At 59.4% G+C, this 17,438-nt stretch carries 17 protein-coding genes and 1 pseudogene; 11 read left to right on the top strand and 7 right to left on the bottom strand.

Translation table 11 applies throughout. The features are described 5' to 3' along the window. Positions 1-111: 111 nt before the first annotated feature. On the top strand, positions 112-1,527 hold the full coding sequence (locus CK500_RS15715; RefSeq protein WP_094530486.1) for an ATP-binding protein: 1,416 nt from the start codon (positions 112-114) through the stop codon (positions 1,525-1,527). Between the two features lie 120 nt (positions 1,528-1,647). Here the strand turns inward: CK500_RS15715 and CK500_RS15710 are convergent, their stop codons facing one another. Continuing rightward, on the bottom strand, positions 1,648-2,787 hold the full coding sequence (locus tag CK500_RS15710; RefSeq protein ID WP_095638136.1) for a Fic family protein: 1,140 nt from the start codon (positions 2,785-2,787) through the stop codon (positions 1,648-1,650). Between the two features lie 290 nt (positions 2,788-3,077). Here CK500_RS15710 and CK500_RS15705 point away from each other — a divergent pair, with 290 nt between their 5' ends. Together CK500_RS15705 and CK500_RS15700 are read left to right on the top strand one after the other, a co-directional pair. Then, the gene (locus CK500_RS15705) at positions 3,078-3,449 is read left to right on the top strand and encodes a MarR family transcriptional regulator (protein WP_094530790.1); all 372 of its coding nucleotides are present in this window, start codon (positions 3,078-3,080) and stop codon (positions 3,447-3,449) included. Beyond that, positions 3,446-3,790, top strand: a pseudogene (locus tag CK500_RS15700) (type II toxin-antitoxin system PemK/MazF family toxin); the annotation flags it as partial. The gene CK500_RS15705 and the pseudogene CK500_RS15700, both read left to right, overlap by 4 nt. Positions 3,791-3,835: 45 nt before the next feature. On the opposite strand, the gene CK500_RS15695 reads toward CK500_RS15700, so the two are convergent. Next, positions 3,836-4,267 carry an SRPBCC family protein gene (locus CK500_RS15695; protein WP_094530794.1) on the bottom strand — a complete coding sequence of 144 codons (432 nt, stop codon included), beginning with the start codon at positions 4,265-4,267 and terminating at the stop codon, positions 3,836-3,838. 154 nt (positions 4,268-4,421) lie between these two features. Here CK500_RS15695 and CK500_RS15690 point away from each other — a divergent pair, with 154 nt between their 5' ends. Continuing rightward, positions 4,422-5,504 (top strand): DUF2249 domain-containing protein, encoded by a 1,083-nt coding sequence (locus CK500_RS15690; RefSeq protein WP_095638134.1) that lies wholly within the window; start codon positions 4,422-4,424, stop codon positions 5,502-5,504. Between the two features lie 93 nt (positions 5,505-5,597). On the opposite strand, the gene CK500_RS15685 is transcribed toward CK500_RS15690, so the two are convergent. From CK500_RS15685 to CK500_RS15670, 4 genes are all read right to left on the bottom strand, one after another. Further along, the gene (locus CK500_RS15685; RefSeq protein ID WP_095638133.1) at positions 5,598-6,221 is read right to left on the bottom strand and encodes a hypothetical protein; all 624 of its coding nucleotides are present in this window, start codon (positions 6,219-6,221) and stop codon (positions 5,598-5,600) included. A gap of 84 nt (positions 6,222-6,305) precedes the next feature. Continuing rightward, positions 6,306-7,484 (bottom strand): hypothetical protein, encoded by a 1,179-nt coding sequence (locus CK500_RS15680; protein ID WP_095638132.1) that lies wholly within the window; start codon positions 7,482-7,484, stop codon positions 6,306-6,308. 49 nt (positions 7,485-7,533) lie between these two features. Beyond that, positions 7,534-8,892, bottom strand: a complete 1,359-nt coding sequence (locus CK500_RS15675) for a heme-copper oxidase family protein (protein WP_095638131.1) — start codon at positions 8,890-8,892, stop codon at positions 7,534-7,536. Between the two features lie 245 nt (positions 8,893-9,137). Further along, complete coding sequence (locus tag CK500_RS15670) at positions 9,138-10,454, bottom strand: heme o synthase (RefSeq protein ID WP_233139245.1); 1,317 nt, start codon at positions 10,452-10,454, stop codon at positions 9,138-9,140. Between the two features lie 130 nt (positions 10,455-10,584). Between CK500_RS15670 and CK500_RS15665 the strand changes: the two genes are divergently transcribed. The 7 genes from CK500_RS15665 (at position 10,585) to CK500_RS15635 (ending at position 16,620) form a co-directional block, all read left to right on the top strand. Further along, positions 10,585-11,067, top strand: a complete 483-nt coding sequence (locus tag CK500_RS15665) for a metal-dependent transcriptional regulator (protein WP_095638129.1) — start codon at positions 10,585-10,587, stop codon at positions 11,065-11,067. Positions 11,068-11,138: 71 nt separating this feature from the next. Beyond that, the gene (locus CK500_RS15660) at positions 11,139-11,372 is read left to right on the top strand and encodes a DUF2249 domain-containing protein (RefSeq protein WP_095638128.1); all 234 of its coding nucleotides are present in this window, start codon (positions 11,139-11,141) and stop codon (positions 11,370-11,372) included. Between the two features lie 125 nt (positions 11,373-11,497). After that, positions 11,498-11,977, top strand: a complete 480-nt coding sequence (locus tag CK500_RS15655) for a redoxin domain-containing protein (RefSeq protein ID WP_095638127.1) — start codon at positions 11,498-11,500, stop codon at positions 11,975-11,977. Positions 11,978-12,632: 655 nt separating this feature from the next. Beyond that, the gene (gene nirK / locus CK500_RS15650; RefSeq protein ID WP_186313446.1) at positions 12,633-13,703 is read left to right on the top strand and encodes a copper-containing nitrite reductase; all 1,071 of its coding nucleotides are present in this window, start codon (positions 12,633-12,635) and stop codon (positions 13,701-13,703) included. A 210-nt stretch (positions 13,704-13,913) separates the two neighbouring features. Further along, positions 13,914-15,752: a multicopper oxidase family protein gene (locus tag CK500_RS15645; protein WP_095638126.1), complete on the top strand. Its 1,839-nt coding sequence runs from the start codon at positions 13,914-13,916 to the stop codon at positions 15,750-15,752. A gap of 185 nt (positions 15,753-15,937) precedes the next feature. Continuing rightward, complete coding sequence (locus CK500_RS15640; RefSeq protein WP_095638125.1) at positions 15,938-16,318, top strand: cupin domain-containing protein; 381 nt, start codon at positions 15,938-15,940, stop codon at positions 16,316-16,318. Next, positions 16,315-16,620: a cupin domain-containing protein gene (locus tag CK500_RS15635; protein WP_095638124.1), complete on the top strand. Its 306-nt coding sequence runs from the start codon at positions 16,315-16,317 to the stop codon at positions 16,618-16,620. Before CK500_RS15640 ends, CK500_RS15635 begins: the two co-directional genes overlap by 4 nt. Before the next feature lie 305 nt (positions 16,621-16,925). Here the strand turns inward: CK500_RS15635 and CK500_RS17495 are convergent, their stop codons facing one another. Continuing rightward, complete coding sequence (locus CK500_RS17495; protein WP_186313447.1) at positions 16,926-17,078, bottom strand: DUF7837 family putative zinc-binding protein; 153 nt, start codon at positions 17,076-17,078, stop codon at positions 16,926-16,928. Positions 17,079-17,438: the final 360 nt, after the last annotated feature.

Below are 17,438 nucleotides of genomic sequence, written 5' to 3'. Positions count from 1 at the left end.
AGATCGGATGATTCCCCCACCGTATTAGAGTTCGAAATATTATAGTTCAAACTATTATAGTCTAATTTCTAACTTCAGAGCATATATGTATCTCCCACAACGATAGGAAGTATGAACCAGTTTGTCAATCGCATCGATGAACTCGATCGGTTACAGACTCTCTATGAGAGTGGCGCTGCAGAACTCGCAATTGTCTATGGCCGTCGTCAGATCGGCAAGAGCGAACTCATCCGTCAATCGATTGCTGACCGCGACGATGCCGTGTACTATCAGGCAGTCCAAGGAACTGCGACGACACAGCTCAGGCGGTTCGTCGAGGCCGCAGCGACAACCTATCCGGACATTACGGCTGTCAAAGAGGAGTGGGAACCACTCTTAGCGTACCTCGTCGATAGAGACGCCATTATCGTCATCGACGAATTTCCGTACCTTATCGAATCGAACGAGGGGCTCCCGTCGATCATTCAGCACCTGTGGGACACCGCTGTCGACGAGAGCCAGGCAACACTCGTACTCACAGGCTCTGCGATCGGCATGATTCATACCCACGTCCTCGATGGCGGTGCGCCACTCTACGGTCGGGTATCCCAGACACCGAATGGCCGCCTCGAACTCACCCAGCTCCCGTTTCGCTCTATCCAAGAGTTTGTGCCGACGTACACTCCCGAAGAACGGGTGTTCGTCTATGGCGTCTTCGGCGGTACACCCCGATATCTCAGCCCGCTCGATCCAGCACAGAGCTTCGGGGAGAACATCACGCGGCTGCTGTGCGATCCCGATGGCCCACTCCACGACGAGCCCGAAACAGTCCTCCAGATGGAACTGACCGAGGTAAACACGTATTTTTCGCTTCTGGAGTCGATGGCCAGCGGGAACCACAGTCGAAACGAAATCGCCCAAGGAGCCGGCATCGAGAGCACCAACACGTCGTACTACTTCGACCGGCTGGAAACGCTCCAGATCATCGAAAAACACCATCCGGCGCTTGCTGACCCGGCGCGCAGCAAGCGGACTCGGTACCAAATTCGAGATCCCGTATTCCGGTTTTACTTCCGGTATCTCTACGGCCGCGGAGGTCAGTACGAACTCTACGGCGAGAACGCCTACGCGGATCTCATCGAGCCGGAACTGCCCGACTTTGTCAGCGAAACGTTCGAATCGCTCTGTCACCAGGCGGTGCCGGCGCTCTATACAGACTACCAGCTCACACAGGTGCCAAGCCAGTGGTGGTACAAGAGCCGGGAGATAGACGTTGTCGCCCCAACCGACGAGTCAACGCTGATCGCTGGCGAAGCGAAATTCACCAACACCCCCCTCGGCTATGACGTGCTCGCGGATCTCGAAGACGATGTCTCCCATATCGACTGGACACCCACCGGTGGTGGCGAGCCGACGTATGAATTCGCCTTGTTCAGCCGCTCTGGGTTCAACCGATCCGTCGAGGAAGCTGCAGACGAACGAGACGATCTCCGTCTCTTCGATCTGTCCGACATTGTTGCTGTTCTCGAGAGTAGAGTCGATCCTTGATATTCTCTTATAGATCCATTACTTGATAATATCTTGTACTCACAAACTTGGGTGACACTAACAACTGATATTAGCTCCGTTGAAATCCTAGGGAACAATTTTGATGGAAAGCTCATCGAGCTACGGTGTTTCGACGATCGCGAGAATCTCTGGCGCTCGGTACACCCTCCCACGTTCTTTCCCAGTAATTTCATCGATGATCCCGTCGCCGGAGAGCATGTCAATCGCGTTGTAGACGGCCTTCTTCGACCGACCAGTCGCTTCCTGCGCGCGGCTCGCCTGTAGATACGGTTCCTCAAAGAGGTGGGTGACGATGTCGCGAACAGCTGGGTAGTCCTCGTACTGCTCAAGATATCTGCCTCGAAGGTCTAAGAGCTCTTGGCCACACTCGTAGGCGTCGTGGGCTTGGTCGCGGATCGCCGTCAACGCGAATCGTACCCACTCGTCCCACGCCCCGTCTCTGCTGACGCGCAACAGTTTGTCGAAGTACTCGCTCCGGTTTCGGTTGAAATACGCAGACAAGTACAGGTACGGCTCATCAAGCAAGCCAGCGTCGTACAACTGAAGCATGATGAGGAGCCGTCCGAATCGGCCGTTCCCGTCGCGGAACGGGTGGATCGTCTCGAACTGGTAATGAGAGAGGACGATATCGATGAGCGGCGGGTAGTTATCCATCCGGTTGTACGCGATGAGCTGATCGAGTAGCATCGACACGTGGGCCGGGTGGGCCGGGATGAACTGTGCGTCCTCGGGGTTCTGGTTCGGACCGATGATGACAGGGGTATCTCGGATGGTGCCAGGACGCTTGTCTTCACCACGAACATCGAGTAGGAGCGATTCGTGGAGTTCACAGAGGAGGGTGCGGTCGATACTCTCGCCCTGTTCGAGCCGATTGAACCCCATCTGGATAGCTTCGACGTAGTTGTACGCCTCTCGGATGTCTCGTTCGGATGCTGCTTCCCGTTCAGGGTCGTCGTCTGGCTCGTGGAGGATGATGTCCGAGACGGTGACTGCGGTGCCTTCGATCTGCGAGCTCATCGCCGCTTCTCGGGCCACGAACGGGGCGAGCAGGAGGTTCTCGTTTTCGATGTGGTCGTGAAGGGTCGAAAGCTGGCCGAGCGCGTAGAGAGCGTCGCCGTAGGCATCGAGAATCTCCGAAGTGAGTTCAAGCTCTGGAGGGAGGCTTGCCGGATTGTAGCAGGGGAGTCCGTTGTGTGGCTCGATCCGACCAGGTCCATCTTCGAACTCAGCGGGGTTCATTACAATACAGATGATTCTCAACCCGGATAAGTGTACTAAACCCCGATCGAATACACTTACAGTAGATTCAAACCGGAGTAAGTGTACTGAATCCTGATCAAATACATCTACATCAGTCCGAGAGAGCTCTTAGTGCAACCACCAGGAGCGTGGTAGTTGAGACTGGCCGTCTCAATGTATACGATTCTCGAACTGCTTCGACGAGGCTACGGGCGGAGTATCCCCTTCAGCCATTTCGTCGCTTTCACACCTAACACTCATTACGATTGACACCGTATTTCTGCTCAACGATGTCCATCGACCGAGATACCTTCGAGAAGACGAGCGAGGACGAACTCGAGGAACTTTCCGTCCCGGATCAGGTGCTGGGATTTCTCGCCGCCAACGATGATCGCGCGTTCAAGGCCCGCGAAATCGCCTCTCAGATCGGTCTCGATGAGGGCGCGGTCAGCACCGCGCTCTCGAGACTGAAGGACCGCGATCTCGTCGAACACAAAGCGACGTACTGGGCGATAACCGACGACACAGAGCGACTCGACGGATACAGCGGGTACGAACGAGCGACCGCCCTGTTCAACCAGCGACTCGGTACAGAGGACAAGGAGTCCTGGCGCGAACACGCACCCGAGGAACCACATCCGAGCGTCGAGGACGAACAGTGACCGACGAAGAGAGACCGATTTTCGAGCGTGGCGACGTCGTCTACGGGGATGATCCGTTCAAAGGCGAGGAAGATGCTCGGCCCTGGCTCATTCTCTCGAATCATGAAGGACGTCCGTTCCACGGCGATCAGTATATCGCGCTCACGTTGACGTCGAAATCTTGGATGGACGGCCTAATCGACATCCCCGGTGAGAGTTGGCTTCGTGGTGGGATCCCGGATGAGAGTCGGATTGTTCTGTGGGGAGTCCAATCGATCGTCCGCGAGGATATCGATTTCTGGCAGGGCCGCCTTGACAGCGATCTATGGGAATCGCTGATAGTAGCGATTATCGTTGATCTCCTTGATCGTGATCTTCGACGGGACATCATCTGGGAAGTCGTCTAGTCACTCCTCACCTTCGTTTAAGCTTGTCCCCTCTTCAAGCCAATCGACCTGAGCCGTGAGTTCCTTTCGCCGTTGGCGTTTGATGATCGTTGAGTCAAGTACATCTCCGATGATCGCAACGTCAAGCGCGAACTCCGTCGTTGCGACCACTTCGCTCCCGTTAGGATCTGATGTGACGGTGTACGCTGTCCGCATCTCCTCGAAGATGCCCTTGCGCTGTTCGTAGGCGAGGTCGGCGTCAGGACGGTCAACGAGTTCAAGCGTGAGTTCGATAGTCGCGATCCCCATTTCGTTCGCGACGCGAACCGTTTCGCCGTCTACGTGAACCTCATCGAACCCCGACGCTCGCATGAACTGATCGAGTTCGTTCATCGATTCGCGGACAACAGTCGGAGGCGCGTCGATCGTTCGCGAAAGCGTTACCGAATTCATGGGTCGGACTTGTCTTTCGAAAGCGGCCGAAACTCTTGTACTGGATTGGTGAGCATCCGATAATTCAGATCTCAATTCCGTCTCGTTTCACGGATGTCCCGAACAAGTTCGGCTGAGGGACCATCTTCCTTCGCGACCGTACTCGATCCGAGAGATGGTTACCGAAATCGACCTGCGGGATTCCTCGCCTCGCGAGTTCCAAGACCGGATCGACGACGCGTTCGACGAGATTGAGACGGGTACCGAAGTCCTCGTTATCTCTGATCGAGACATCGACGCTCATCTGCTTCGGTACCAGATCGAACGGAACCGTGCCCTCGACTGGGCCCACGAGGATCCTGACGCCGAACCGCGCGAGGTCGGGGTGTCCAAACAGGAACCACTCGGTGACGGGGAGTTAGGGACGTTCGACGTGCGTGATCTGATACCGCAGCGGCGACACGAGGTGTTACTCGATACGTTCAATCGCCTCGGATCTGGTGAGGGGTTCGTGCTGGTCAATGACCACGACCCGAAGCCGCTCTACTACGAACTTCGATCGATGCACGGCGATGTCATCGACTGGGAGTATACAAGTCGTGAGTCGGGTGAGTGGCGCGTCAAAATCGTGAAGACCGACGCTTCGATAGCCGACAACGAGGGCGTAATCACGCGATACGATGTCCGGGAGATCCCGAAGCCGGATCGCCACGAGACGATCCACCACCGGTACGGCATGATACCCGATGGCGAGACGATGGAACTCATCGCTCCGCACGAGCCGCGACCGCTCCGTCGCGAGTTTCGGGAGCAATATGATGACACGTTCGACTGGGAGGTAGTCGAAAAAGAGCCCGGTCGCTGTCGGGTACGGATCACAAAGTCTGAACGAAGTGAATCCACAGCTGACGGTGAGGATCCCACATCCGCGATGTCTGACAATGACGAGGTGTCCACGGAAGCGTCCGTCGAGATCCCAGAGAGTACGGCTGAGCTCGACGTCCGCGACCTTCCACCCGCGCAACGACACGAGAAGATCTTTGAGACGTACGCAGATCTCGACGACGGAGAAGGATTTACCCTCGTGAACGACCACGACCCGAAGCCGCTGTACCACCAGTTCGACGCCGAGGCTGGCCCGGAGTTCTACTGGGAGTATCGCAAGCGTGACCCCGGCGAGTTTAGAGTATTGATTGGGAAGGCCGAAACGCATGACGACGACCCGACTGCCGCGGAGGATCCAAACGCACCGTTCTGACGAGGCTGTTTCGAAAACGGACTGATCCGGAGCGAGACCCGAATCGCGGTACCGATCACGCAGTGGCCGTTGCCCTGGGGGGACCAGATCCTTTCAGAACGGAGCGTCCGGCGATCCGCGGCTCGGTCCCTCGTTTTTCATCGAACGTTCCATCGGGTTCGACCCGATTTCGGTGTCGCCCTCCGGATCGGCGGTCACGTCTCCCGTCTCGAGATACGTCTGCTCGAGGTCGGCGAGCTGCTCGTTGATCGCCTCGCTCTGGTGGTGCATGGGTGCCGCGCGGACGCGGATGAGGTCGTACTCATGTCGTTCAGAGAGCCCATTCCACGCGCGGAACGACCCGATCGTCAGCGTGTGGGTCTGTGGACAGAATGGAGTCGTCGGCGTGAACTCGGCACGGAGTACGCGGTCGATGTCGTCCGCCTCGACGGCGTCATCAGCGTCGTCGCGTTCGACGGCGTAGCGGTAGCCGGCGCTCGTGTGCCGCGTGTCGAGATTCAGCCGGGCGAGATTGTAGTTGAACGTCATATCGTACACCTTTCGGTCCTCGAAGCAGTCGCGCGTGAGACGGTGAAACGCGACGTGGTCCGCCCCGGTGAGCAGATCATGAGGTTCGAGGAACTCGCCCGGCCTCGGGACGTGATCCGAAACGAACTCGTCGTACCCGTCGAACAGGTCGCTGTCGTCGGACCCGAACAGCGACGGAAAGCTGGGCATACCCAGTTGTTCGAGATCGTGAGGGGTACTCCTACTCCCGTACATGTTCGGATGGCGGTCTCCTCGTCCGAAAACGGTCGGGTATCAACCGTTCACAAACCGGCATCCGAGGAGGTAGCCACATCCGATCGCACCGATTACCGACCCGAGAATTCCGATCACGCGTACCGGTTCGTACTGAAGGGCAACTCCCACCGATTGTACGGCGACACCGGCTCCAAGCAATGCGATCGTCACACGTGCCGCGCGTGGGTTCGCCCCCGTGAACTGACCGCCGGTAATTGGGAAGAATAGGTACGCGTATCCGACGATTGTGAGCGGAAAGAATCCGGCGAGGATGAGCGTTCGATGGACGGCGAGCGATATCGGATCCCCGAACCCGAACGCCACCGGAACGACCGACACGACGGCGGTCCCTCCTGCGATCGCACCGAGTGCGATCCCGGATACACCGACCCGTCTGCGATTCGTTTTCAGAATAACGAATAGCACGAGGGCTGCATACCCGAGCATCGCGAGTGTCGCGAAAACGCCGCCGACCCGGAACCACGGATCGATCCAGAGGAACGTCCCCAGAAAGGCCGGCGCCAGGGCTCCGGCCACGAGCACGATCCAGACGACGGGGCGAGGTAACGAGACGTGGAAAAACGCCGTCAGCAACCGCATGCCGAGCGCGTAGATTAGCAGCGTTGCGAACCCGGTGAGGTAGTAGTGGGTGACCTGTGCTACTGTGACCGTCCCGATTCCCAAAGGGGCGACGGTCATGAGGAGAGCAACCGTTCCGACGAGGAGATAGCAGACAGCAACCGGAATCATCGCTGTGGCCAGTCGAGTCGAGCGTTGGGATCGTCCACTTCCTCCAAGTGTTCCAGCTACTGTGCCGACCGCAGCTGGACCGACAGTCGCCAGCAACGACCCGACGAAAATGAGGACACCGGTCGTCCAGAGCGTCACACCAAGGGGTCTCAGGAGAATCCTCGCCGTAACGAACTGATCCGCCACGAGAAGGCTGACACCGACATAGGCGAGCCCGAAGTGAATCCCCGCGAGTCGCTGATCGACGAGGGTCTTGCCGACGTACGAGGGAAGCAGAAGGTACGCCATTCCGAACACCATCGGACAGACGAAGCCGAACACGCCGATCAGGACGGCAACCTTGTTTGCCCCACCGAGCAATGCGAGAAGCGAGCCCACGAACGACCCGACGCTCGCCACCGTGAAGCGTTGTGTCCACGTCCACAGTCCAGTTGGTCCCGTGTTCATGAGTGTTGACCTACGCTCAGGACGATCCCCGGGCGTTCTGCTGGCAAATCTAGTCGTCGGCCGCCTCATCGAGATCGTGCGCTCTGCGCGGCGAGAATGACCCCAACACGATCCGATCAATCGAATGCGGGCTGTGACGGACCAACATGAGGACCAAGTTGGACACGAACGCCACGACGCCGACGCCCACTAGCAGTCCGCCGAGGTGCCCCGGCGTTCCGGCGACTTCCAGTAGGTTCGCGCCCACGATCAGTGCGCTTCCGCCCCCGAGGAGTACCCCGTCGATCGCGGCGATCCGATCGTCGTAGAGGTCGTCGATCATCGGGACGTCCTCTAACCCTAACAGATCGCTGTACCGGTTGACCCAGATGACAAAGGGAATGATGTGATACAGCGTCCCCACGACGACGAACCCGATTGCACCCAACAACAGCAGATGACCAGCGTTCGCCGCGCCGAGCAGGTGATCGCGCGTCAACGGGTCAGATATCCACGCGGGTACTGTGACGGCGATCCACAGCGCGAGCGCTCCCACTGCCACCATGTACCGCGTGTGCATCGGGGTCCGTTCGACCTGCATCTCGTACAGTTTGCGTGCCAAGATGAGAGAGAACGCCGACGCGGCGAACAGGATCAGCAGACCGCCGACCCGCGCGGCGGGGGCGTGACCCACGAGTCGACCGACCGCGAGCACGACCACGCCGATGGGATGCGCGATCTCTTCGATGGACCGGAGACGGTGGTCGATTCCGTGGAGTTCCGTCTGCGTGAACATCGTTCCGAGCTGGTACAGCGCGCCGTACACCGTCGTGAGAACGGCACCGAAGACCGCGAGGGTCGCGTGGGCGCCCACCACCCTGGACCGGCTGACGCCGATTCGCGAGAACGTCGGAACCGTGAAATCGATCGCGAGGAGGACGCCCAGAACGGTCAACAGGAGGAAGAAGCCGAGCGCGCCGAGGAAGTGCCGTTCGGTGACATCGTACTCCTCGACCGTGGCGAGCGTTCGGATGATGTTGTACGCGAACGCCCAGAAGCCGACGAGCATGAGCGTGGCGAACGGGATCAGCCACGCTGTCTCGACCAGGAGGAATGCGACGACGAACCCAGAGAGACCGGCGACGACCAGCCCCAACTGTACGTTTGCGAGTCGCTGCGAGTGGAGGGTCGCGCCCGACCAGACGGGCACGAACTGCGTCATCGCCCCCATGATCGTGATACAGATCCAGCCGGCTAACAGGAGATGGACGTGAGCGAGCCGGCCCAGTCCTGGGACAGCGTTCAGATGTAAGCCAATCCCCAATCCAATTCCCGCGACGAGAAATACGAGACCGACAACAAAATGCCGTAATGGGACCGTCATTGGGGGCTGTTGGTCCGCTTCGATATTCCCCGGGATGGCACCCATAAATCAGGGTACGTTCTCCATATACCTGACAGGACCACCGAACATGTTCTCCTGTCGCCGACCGTGGAACACGTTTTAATGGTGGAGAGCACCTCTGGATCTGGCTACGCGCTCCGGTTTCGAGCCGGAACGACAGGCGACGGTTTAGCCGTTGGTGATAACAAAAATGAATATCAACACGCACCTGTTCGTTCCAATTTCACGATAGTGCCGGCCCAGCGGTAGCTGAAGCCGCAGTACTCGAGTTATACTGCGAGTGTTTCGACGAGAATTGCCACGAGGACGGCCCCAAGAAATGCATTCGAGGCGTGGAAACTTCTGTAGGCGGCCGCCTGTTCGTCTTCGGAATTTCGCTCATTGACATCATACTGCTTGACCACGCTTCGAACAAACACTGCTCCGAGCACCGTGGTGGTGAGGGCATAGAGTACACCAAAACCTGTGATGACCCCCAATAACACCGCGACGATCAGAGTGAGTCCGAGCCAGGCGAAGATCCGCTGACGTGCGGTCCGCACACCGGCGACGACCGGTAACATGGGATACTCGGCCCGTGCGTAGTCCTCACGGTGGGCGATGGCAAGATTGTAGAAATGTGCCGGGGTCCAACAGCAGACCACGAGCGCGAGGAGAACCGCCGAGAGACCGACGGTCCCGGTCACGGCACCGTACCCGATCAGCGCGGGCAGCGCTCCGGAACCGCCCCCGATCACGGTGTTCCATCGGGTCGTCGGCTTCAACACGACTGTGTAGACGTACGCGTAATAGATGATTGCCGCCACCGTGAGCACGGCCGCGAGCGCGTTGACGAACGTCACCATCACCGCCATCGAGGCGACAACAAGCGCGACGGCGAAGCCGGTGGCGCGTCGAACTCCGACCCGATCGGTCGCGATCGGTCGATCAGCGGTCCGTCGCATCTTGCGGTCGCGGTCGCGCTCGTACACGTGGTTGAACGTCCCCGCCGCACCGATCCCGAGGACACCGCCGCCGAGGGTCGCCACGACCGTCACGCCGTCCAGTTCAGCGCCGGTCGCGACGGCCAGTCCCATTCCCGCCAGCGCGAGCAGGCACAACAACCACATCAATCGGGGCTTCGTCAACTCGAGATACGTCCGCATCCGATCGCGGACCCGAGTTGACCCAGGTTCGGACACCGGGGACGGAACGTCACCGTCAGACGCGATCGGCGTTACGCCGTGATTCGGCCCGTTCAGTGTTCCGCTATCAACCGGTCCCCCCGCGGTCGTCTCTACTCTGATTACGAGCGTCGCGAGGAGGAAGGAGAACACCGCGATCCCGCCCAACAGGTGGACGCCGTCGAACGGCACGACGTTGGTTCGGCCCGCCAGCCCAACACCGGCCTGTGCCACGTACGTGATCACCGCCACGATCGTTCCGACGCGAACACCACGCGAGGCCGCCGAGTACTGGGCGAGAAGCGCCGTGGTGGCGAGCAGGCCCCCGACGGCCACCGCGGAGGCCTGGTGGACCGCGGCGACCAGCGAGCCGCCGTCCGCGGCGGCGGTCGCTCCGAGCGCGACGAGCAGGTACGTCCCCACGACTGACCAGGTCAGCAGCGTCGTGAGGCGTGGTCGATCCATACCTCCGGTCCAGCTTCGGACCCTGCGTCGTTTCCGCCGAACATATTCGGAGGTACCCTCATGTCCGGTGCACGTCGGACGTACGATAATGGCTATCGACCACGCACAGGCGGACGTCTGCGGCTGCGTGCGGCCCACCGCCTGCGTCGATCGCAACGGCGGGCTGTACCTCGTCGCGATCAGGCGGATCGGAACAGGTCGCGACGCTCGAGTTCGGACCGGTGAGGTGAGCGATCGCCTCGACGTCTCGCCGTCGAGCGTGACGGAGATGTTCGATCGATTTGCCGCTTCCGGACTCCTCCGATACGAGAAGCAAGCCGGGGTCGAACTCACCGATCGGGGGAGGGAGGTCACGCTGGAACTCGAAGCGTGCCAGTGTGCCGTCCGGACGTTCTTCCGCCGTCGAACGGGGTTCGATATGTCCCTCGAAGCGGGCTACCGTATCGGATACGTCCTTCTGGACGAGGCGATCGAACGCCTGCGAGCGCTCGTCGATGGTACGGCAAACGCGTGTTCCGCGACCCCGCCGAACGGAGCCGACCGATGCCCGTTCGCGGGAACCGAGCATTAACCGCCGCGGACGGTCGCGTCCCCGAATACGTTCGGGGGAACACGCACCTCCCCGTCGATACTTGAACGGATATGGCCACTGAGCGAAACGAGATCGATCGTCGCCTGGATGTCCGAGAGATCGACGGCGAACCGTTCGGCGACATCATGGCCGAGCTCGAAGCGCTCTCCGACGACGAGACGCTACTGTTGATCAACAGCTTCGAGCCGGAGCCGTTGTATCAGGTCCTCGAAGAACGCGGGTTCCAGTATGAAACGATGTCTGACGGGTCCGACGTGTGGTATATCGAGATTCGACACGAGTGACCTGATTCCGAGGGATCTGTCGATTCCCAGTATGACCGCTTCAGGACCGGTACCCACGTGAATTCGATTCCCCTCGAACATGTTCGTGTAAAGCTTATCCTTTGGACAACAAGAAATATATCCTGATGGTTGAGCATTCAGATACTGCACCGCTGTTCACCGCGACGCACGGAACGAGCGATCACGAGACGTTCGAATTGGAAGACCACCTGGGTGACGGACCGATCGTGCTCGCGTTTTTCCCAGGCGCGTTCACGCCACCGTGTACGAACGAGATGGTCGCGCTTCAAGACAATCTCGAGTCATTCCAAGAGGTCGGAGCGACGGTCTTCGGCGTGAGCGCCGATTCACCGTTCTCTCAGGGTGCTTTCCGTGATGAACACGGAATCGAGTTCGATCTCGTTAGCGACATGAGCGGTGATGTGATCCAGCAGTACGGCCTTGAGATCGATATCGAAGAGCTCGGACTGTACGGAATCGCGAACCGAGCGGTGTTCGTAGTTGATGAGACGGGAACGGTGACGTATCGCTGGGTCGCAGACGATCCAACAAATGAGCCGGATTACGAGGAGCTGCTCGAGGCCGTGAAGACGGCAACCGAGTAGAGCGATTCCACTACGACAGACAGATCCTTGCTCATGATCGCGTAATTCTCCTTCCAAGGCTACTCTACATTCGACTATGACCTCTGAACGGCATAACACGGAACGACGGCGAAATCGTCGCGACAACGTATCTGATACTGGGATCGACGTCCGCTGCGTCCGGAGACGGTTACAACATCATACGGCACGGATCGAACGCCGTCAGGTCGGAGAGGCGCTCTCCAAACTCGAGACGCAGGGTGGCCTCACCGACGAACAACGGCAAACCGTCCGGCTGCTCGGGGGTACTCTCGCTTGGCGGCTAATTTCGAACTTCGAGTCACCACTGAACGGACGTACTCAAAACAAGCAAGCAACCGCCCGCGCTGTCGCACGATTGTTTAATCTCGTTCCAGAGAGTCATTTTGATGATAAGTGCGAGCAGCCGTGATACACTCATCTTCGTGTGGCCCGGGTGTGTTCATGGACCGCGGCTCGAAATTCACTTCCGTCCGATTCCGTACTCGACATACTTATTAAGTATTTAAAACCCCGTATATGGTGGTAGATGGCCGTTTCAACCCCGATATTGGGGAACAGTATATATTATATATGTCACTACGATGCCTCTGTTGAGATGGGAAGCATCATGTCACAAGACCTCAGCAGGCGGAAGATGGTTGCAGCGCTCGGGATCGGAGCGGTCGGCGCGGTGGCCGGCTGTATCGGCGCGCCGGTGAACGCGGAAACGCCCCCACCGGAGGACCCGAACGAAGAAGTCGTCCCCGAACTGGACCCTGTACGTGACGTCCACGTCGACCGGATCGCGGCCGATCCGACCGACGTCCCGGCGCCTGTGAACTGGGACGAGCCGCGCGAACACGACGTCACTCTTCGAACAAAGGAGCTTGTCGCGGAGGTTGAGCCCGGAGTCACGTTCAAGTACATGACCTTCGAGGGACAGGTTCCCGGGCCGATGATCCGCGTCCGGCGGGGCGACACCGTCAACCTCCGGTTCGAGGTCCCGGCCGACGACAACAGCGACATCCACAACGTCGACTTCCACGCCGTGTACGGCCCTGGTGGCGGGGCCGTCGACACGACGCTGGTGCCCGGTGACGACGCGGCGGAACTGAGCTTCCGCGCCGAGTTCCCCGGCCTGTTCACCTACCACTGCGCGGTGCCGGCGATGGACCACCACGTCAGCTCCGGGATGTTCGGCGCGATCCTCGTCGAGCCAGAGGCGGGACTGCCCGCGGTGGACCGCGAGCTCTACCTCGGTCAGCACGAGCTGTACACCAAAGGCGACCTCGGCGAGAAGGGCCACCACGCCTTCGATCACGGTGCGATGCTCGCCGAAGATCCGACGTACGTCGTGTTCAACGGCGAACACCACGGCTTCACCGAGGATCGGCTCGGACCGATCGGCGCCGAGGTGGGCGAGACCGTTCGCGTGTTCTTTGTGAACGGCGGCCCGAACCAGTCCAGCTCGTGGCACCCGATCGGCAACGTCTGGTCGCGGCTGTACCGCGACGGCGACCTCGTCTCCCCGCCAGCGCGATACGTCGAGACCACGCCGGTCGCGCCCGGCACGGCGACCGTCGGCGAGATGGAACTCGCGGTCCCGGGCCCGATCAAGATCGTCGACCACGCGCTCTCACGGGCCGGACGCCGCGGCGCACTCGCGGTCGTCGACGTCGAGGGGGAGCCGAATCCGGACGTGTACGATCCCGGATCCGACGAGTAGGTTCGGATAATTCGTTGGGTTTTGTTTCCAAGAAGCTTGTCCGATGTCTTGATTCAGGACGGTCGAATGAAGAGGATATTCGTGGGCTCAGTTGTCAACAGAGGAGTTTCGGCTCTGACATCCCGTCTTTGTCGGCGAACATGTTCGGACTAATTCCCATTAAACAGGGTTTGTCCGGTCCCCTATTTACATGAACTGGCTAGCGCGTACATGGTTGGTGACGAGACTGGACGATCCCAGAGTGATGTTGCACGGCGGCGATTTCTCGCGGCCGTGGGTATCACCGGTACCGCGGCGTTCGCGGGCTGTTCCGCGAAAAGTATCGGCGCTCCGGTAGCTGCGGGCGACTCAGAAGACGCCGAAGGAGTGTCCGACGGGACCCATTCCTCACCGGATCTCGAACGGTGGGTCGACGAAATACCTCGTCCGGGTGTTATCGAACCGAGCGGAACGAAAGATGGCCAGCCTCATTACGAGGTGGAGATGGCCGAGATCGAACAGAAGCTCCACCGCGACCTTCCGCCGACGACCCTGTGGGGCTACGGCGGGCAGTTTCCCGGCCCGACGATCGAAGCCGAACAGGGCGAACCGATTTACGTTCGGTGGCAGAATCACCTCCCGGACGAACACCTGCTCCCGGAGGATCCGACGATCCACGGCGATATCATCCCGTACGACGAGCCGGGTGCCCGCGTCGTCCCGCACCTCCACGGTGGCAATGTCGAACACGAGAGCGACGGGAAACCGCAGGCGTGGTTCACCCGCAACTTCGAGCGGACGGGCCCCGACTTCGAGAAGAAGGACTACTACTACGCGAACGACCAGCCGCCCGCAACACTGTGGTACCACGATCATTCGCTCGGCATCACGCGACTGAATGTCTACGCCGGCCTCGCGGGGTTCTATCTGATCCGGAACGACCACGAACGAGAGCTCGATCTTCCGACGGGCGACAACGAAATCCCACTCGTGTTGCAGGACCGGAGTTTCAACGAGGACGGCTCGTTATACTACCCGACGGACGTCCCAGCGACAGAAGAGGATGAAAACGATTTACATCTCGACCCAAGCATCGTTCCGCAGTTCTACGGTGACACGTCGACGGTCAACGGGAAGGCGTGGCCCCGACTGTCCGTCGATCCCGAACAGTATCGGTTCCGCCTGCTCAACGGGGCCAACAGCCGATACTACAACCTCAAGCTGCTCGAATACGACGATGAATCGGGCGACACGGGTGAGGCGGGGCCGCCGTTCGTCCAGATCGGGAACGACGGCGGGCTCCTCTCGAAACCGGTCGAGACCGCTGACCGTCTCGAACTCGGATCGAGTCAGCGCGCGGATGTCGTCGTCGACTTCAGCGAGTACGCGGGCGAGACCCTGCTCCTGCATAATAACGCCCCGGCGAAGTATCGCGGGACGAGCGGAATCGGGCCGGAGGACTCCGAACCCCTCCCGGAGGTCATGCTTATCGACGTGGCAGCCGCGGAGAGCGAGCAGGAGCCAACGCAACTCCCAGACGAACTGACGCAGGTCCCCGAGATTCCGATCGAATCCGTCGACACCGAACGCTTCCTCACGCTCGCCCGACAAACGGACGAGTACGATCGGCCCCTCTACGCACTCGGGACTCGCAACGAAAAGATCGGGTACGAACTCACGGACCCGGTCACCGAGACCCCGACGCTTGGGGACACCGAGATCTGGAGTCTCGCCAACTTCACGGGGATGTCCCACCCGATACACCTCCACCTCGTTCACTTCCAGGTGTTGGGACGGCAGTCGGCTGCTGATTACGATCCCGCCGAAGACGACATCGATCTGGACGCGCTCGATGCCCCCGAGTCGTACGAACTCGGGTGGAACGACGTGGTCACCGTCGACCCAGGTAATGTGGTACACGTGATCGCACACTTCGGGGAGTTCAAGGGGCTGTTCTCCGATCAGACAGGTGATTATATGTGGCATTGTCATATGATCGAACACGAGGACCACGACATGATGCGACCGTTCAAGGTCCGATCGCCCGATGACGAGGGTGGAAGCGAGTAGTCGTCGACGGGGCCGATCTGACGGGAACATGTTCGTCCCAACCCTGTTGTCGATCCGTGCCACACGTTGAGACGCATGAATTTAGGCAAACCTAAAAACTATCGAGCGGACAAGTCATCCATAGCCAGCGCCCAAGCGGCGGTCCAGACAAACGACCGCGGCGCCTGCCGAACGGGTGATTCGGTATGACGGCCGTTGACTTCGACGCGGAACGGACGTACGACGACGAGAAGTTCTCGACAGTCGAAGTATTTCGGAGCGAACAGATGAAAGTCGTCTGCGGCTATTTCGAACCGGGACAGTTTATCCCGGTTCACGCTCCATCAAGTGACGTGGTGATCGATGTCCGTTCCGGCACCGGGCTCATCCGCGACGGGGATGCGGAACACCGCGTCGAACCAGGAGATGTCGTGACCGTCGGAGCGGACACCGACCGCGGTGTCAAGGCCGACGACGACTCGCGGCTCGAAGCGCTGCTCGTCACCGCTCCACCGCCGACCGACGCCGAACACGAACCGGTCCGCCGAGGACTCCGAACCGACGAATTCGATCCGACCGATACATGACGACGATACACACCCTCAACGAACTGGACGGACAGCCCCACGCCAACGTCTTCCCCGACGCTGAACCGAAGACGATCAGACTCACTCTCGACGCGGGCGGCGAAGTCGCTCCTCACTCGCATCCCGACCGCAAAATCGTGTTCCATCTCATCGAGGGGGCGATCGAGTTGGAACTCGACGGCGAGACACATGAGCTGTCGGCAGGCGACGTGGCTTGCTTCGACGGGGACCAAGAGATCGCTCCCCATGCCGTCGAGGATAGCACTGCACTAATCGTCTTGGCGTCTCGGTCAGACGAGTAGCCAGAGGAGAGTGGTACTGCCTCTGTACACGGAAGACTACCTCTGGTGAAACCTCGGTCTTCAGACGCACTATGGTAAGGAACTACCGGTCGCTGAAGACTGCAACCTTGGTCTCAGAGGGAAAATGCGTCGCGTCTGCCTCTAGATCGCCAAGGCAGAACGCTTGCTCCAGTATCTCAACTACATCTGATCCGTGATGCTATGGAACTTTGCCCGAGCAGAGACACCTAACTTCCGCTGAAATCTCCACTTTTCGAACTTATACTAGAGGCGCGACGAAGAACACTTTATTCCGCTGTCTGCGACTACTCCGGTGCTACAACATCTTCACACACTGGACACTCGGCCCACACGCCCTTGGTGCCGTCGTCCTTCTCATATTCAACAAGAATCCACGCCTCCGAGATGTCCTCACCACATTCCGGGCAATGACCGAGAGATGATTCGTCAGCGGTCATGGAAAGGGATGGAAGAGGCGTGTGACAGTGTTCCTTCCAAACAATTGTCAATCGGCCTTGAACGTAAGCCTTTGGCGGCTACTCGGGTCGAACGCACCGAATTTCTAGGGAATACAGATCACCAGTAGGATTAACTCACAACCACCAGAACTCTGGATCCCATGAGTGTCCGCACAGTACTTACACGGCTACTACTCGGTGACAAGACTGAGGTAGTCGTGGAGAGCCGCCAGTGCGGTGAGAATCTTTCATCGGGGGCAGATGAGTGTCCCACATGTGGGTCGGATGAAATAGAGCGCCTCCAGATTTGAGTAGACTACCGCGGTTGGGATACATCGGTTAATGTCGTCAATCAGGAGA

The organism is Halorubrum salipaludis (assembly GCF_002286985.1).
GTDB lineage: Archaea > Halobacteriota > Halobacteria > Halobacteriales > Haloferacaceae > Halorubrum > Halorubrum salipaludis.
The sequence above is the reverse complement of the archived record's forward strand: the minus strand, read 5'-3'. Positions and strand labels throughout refer to the sequence as shown.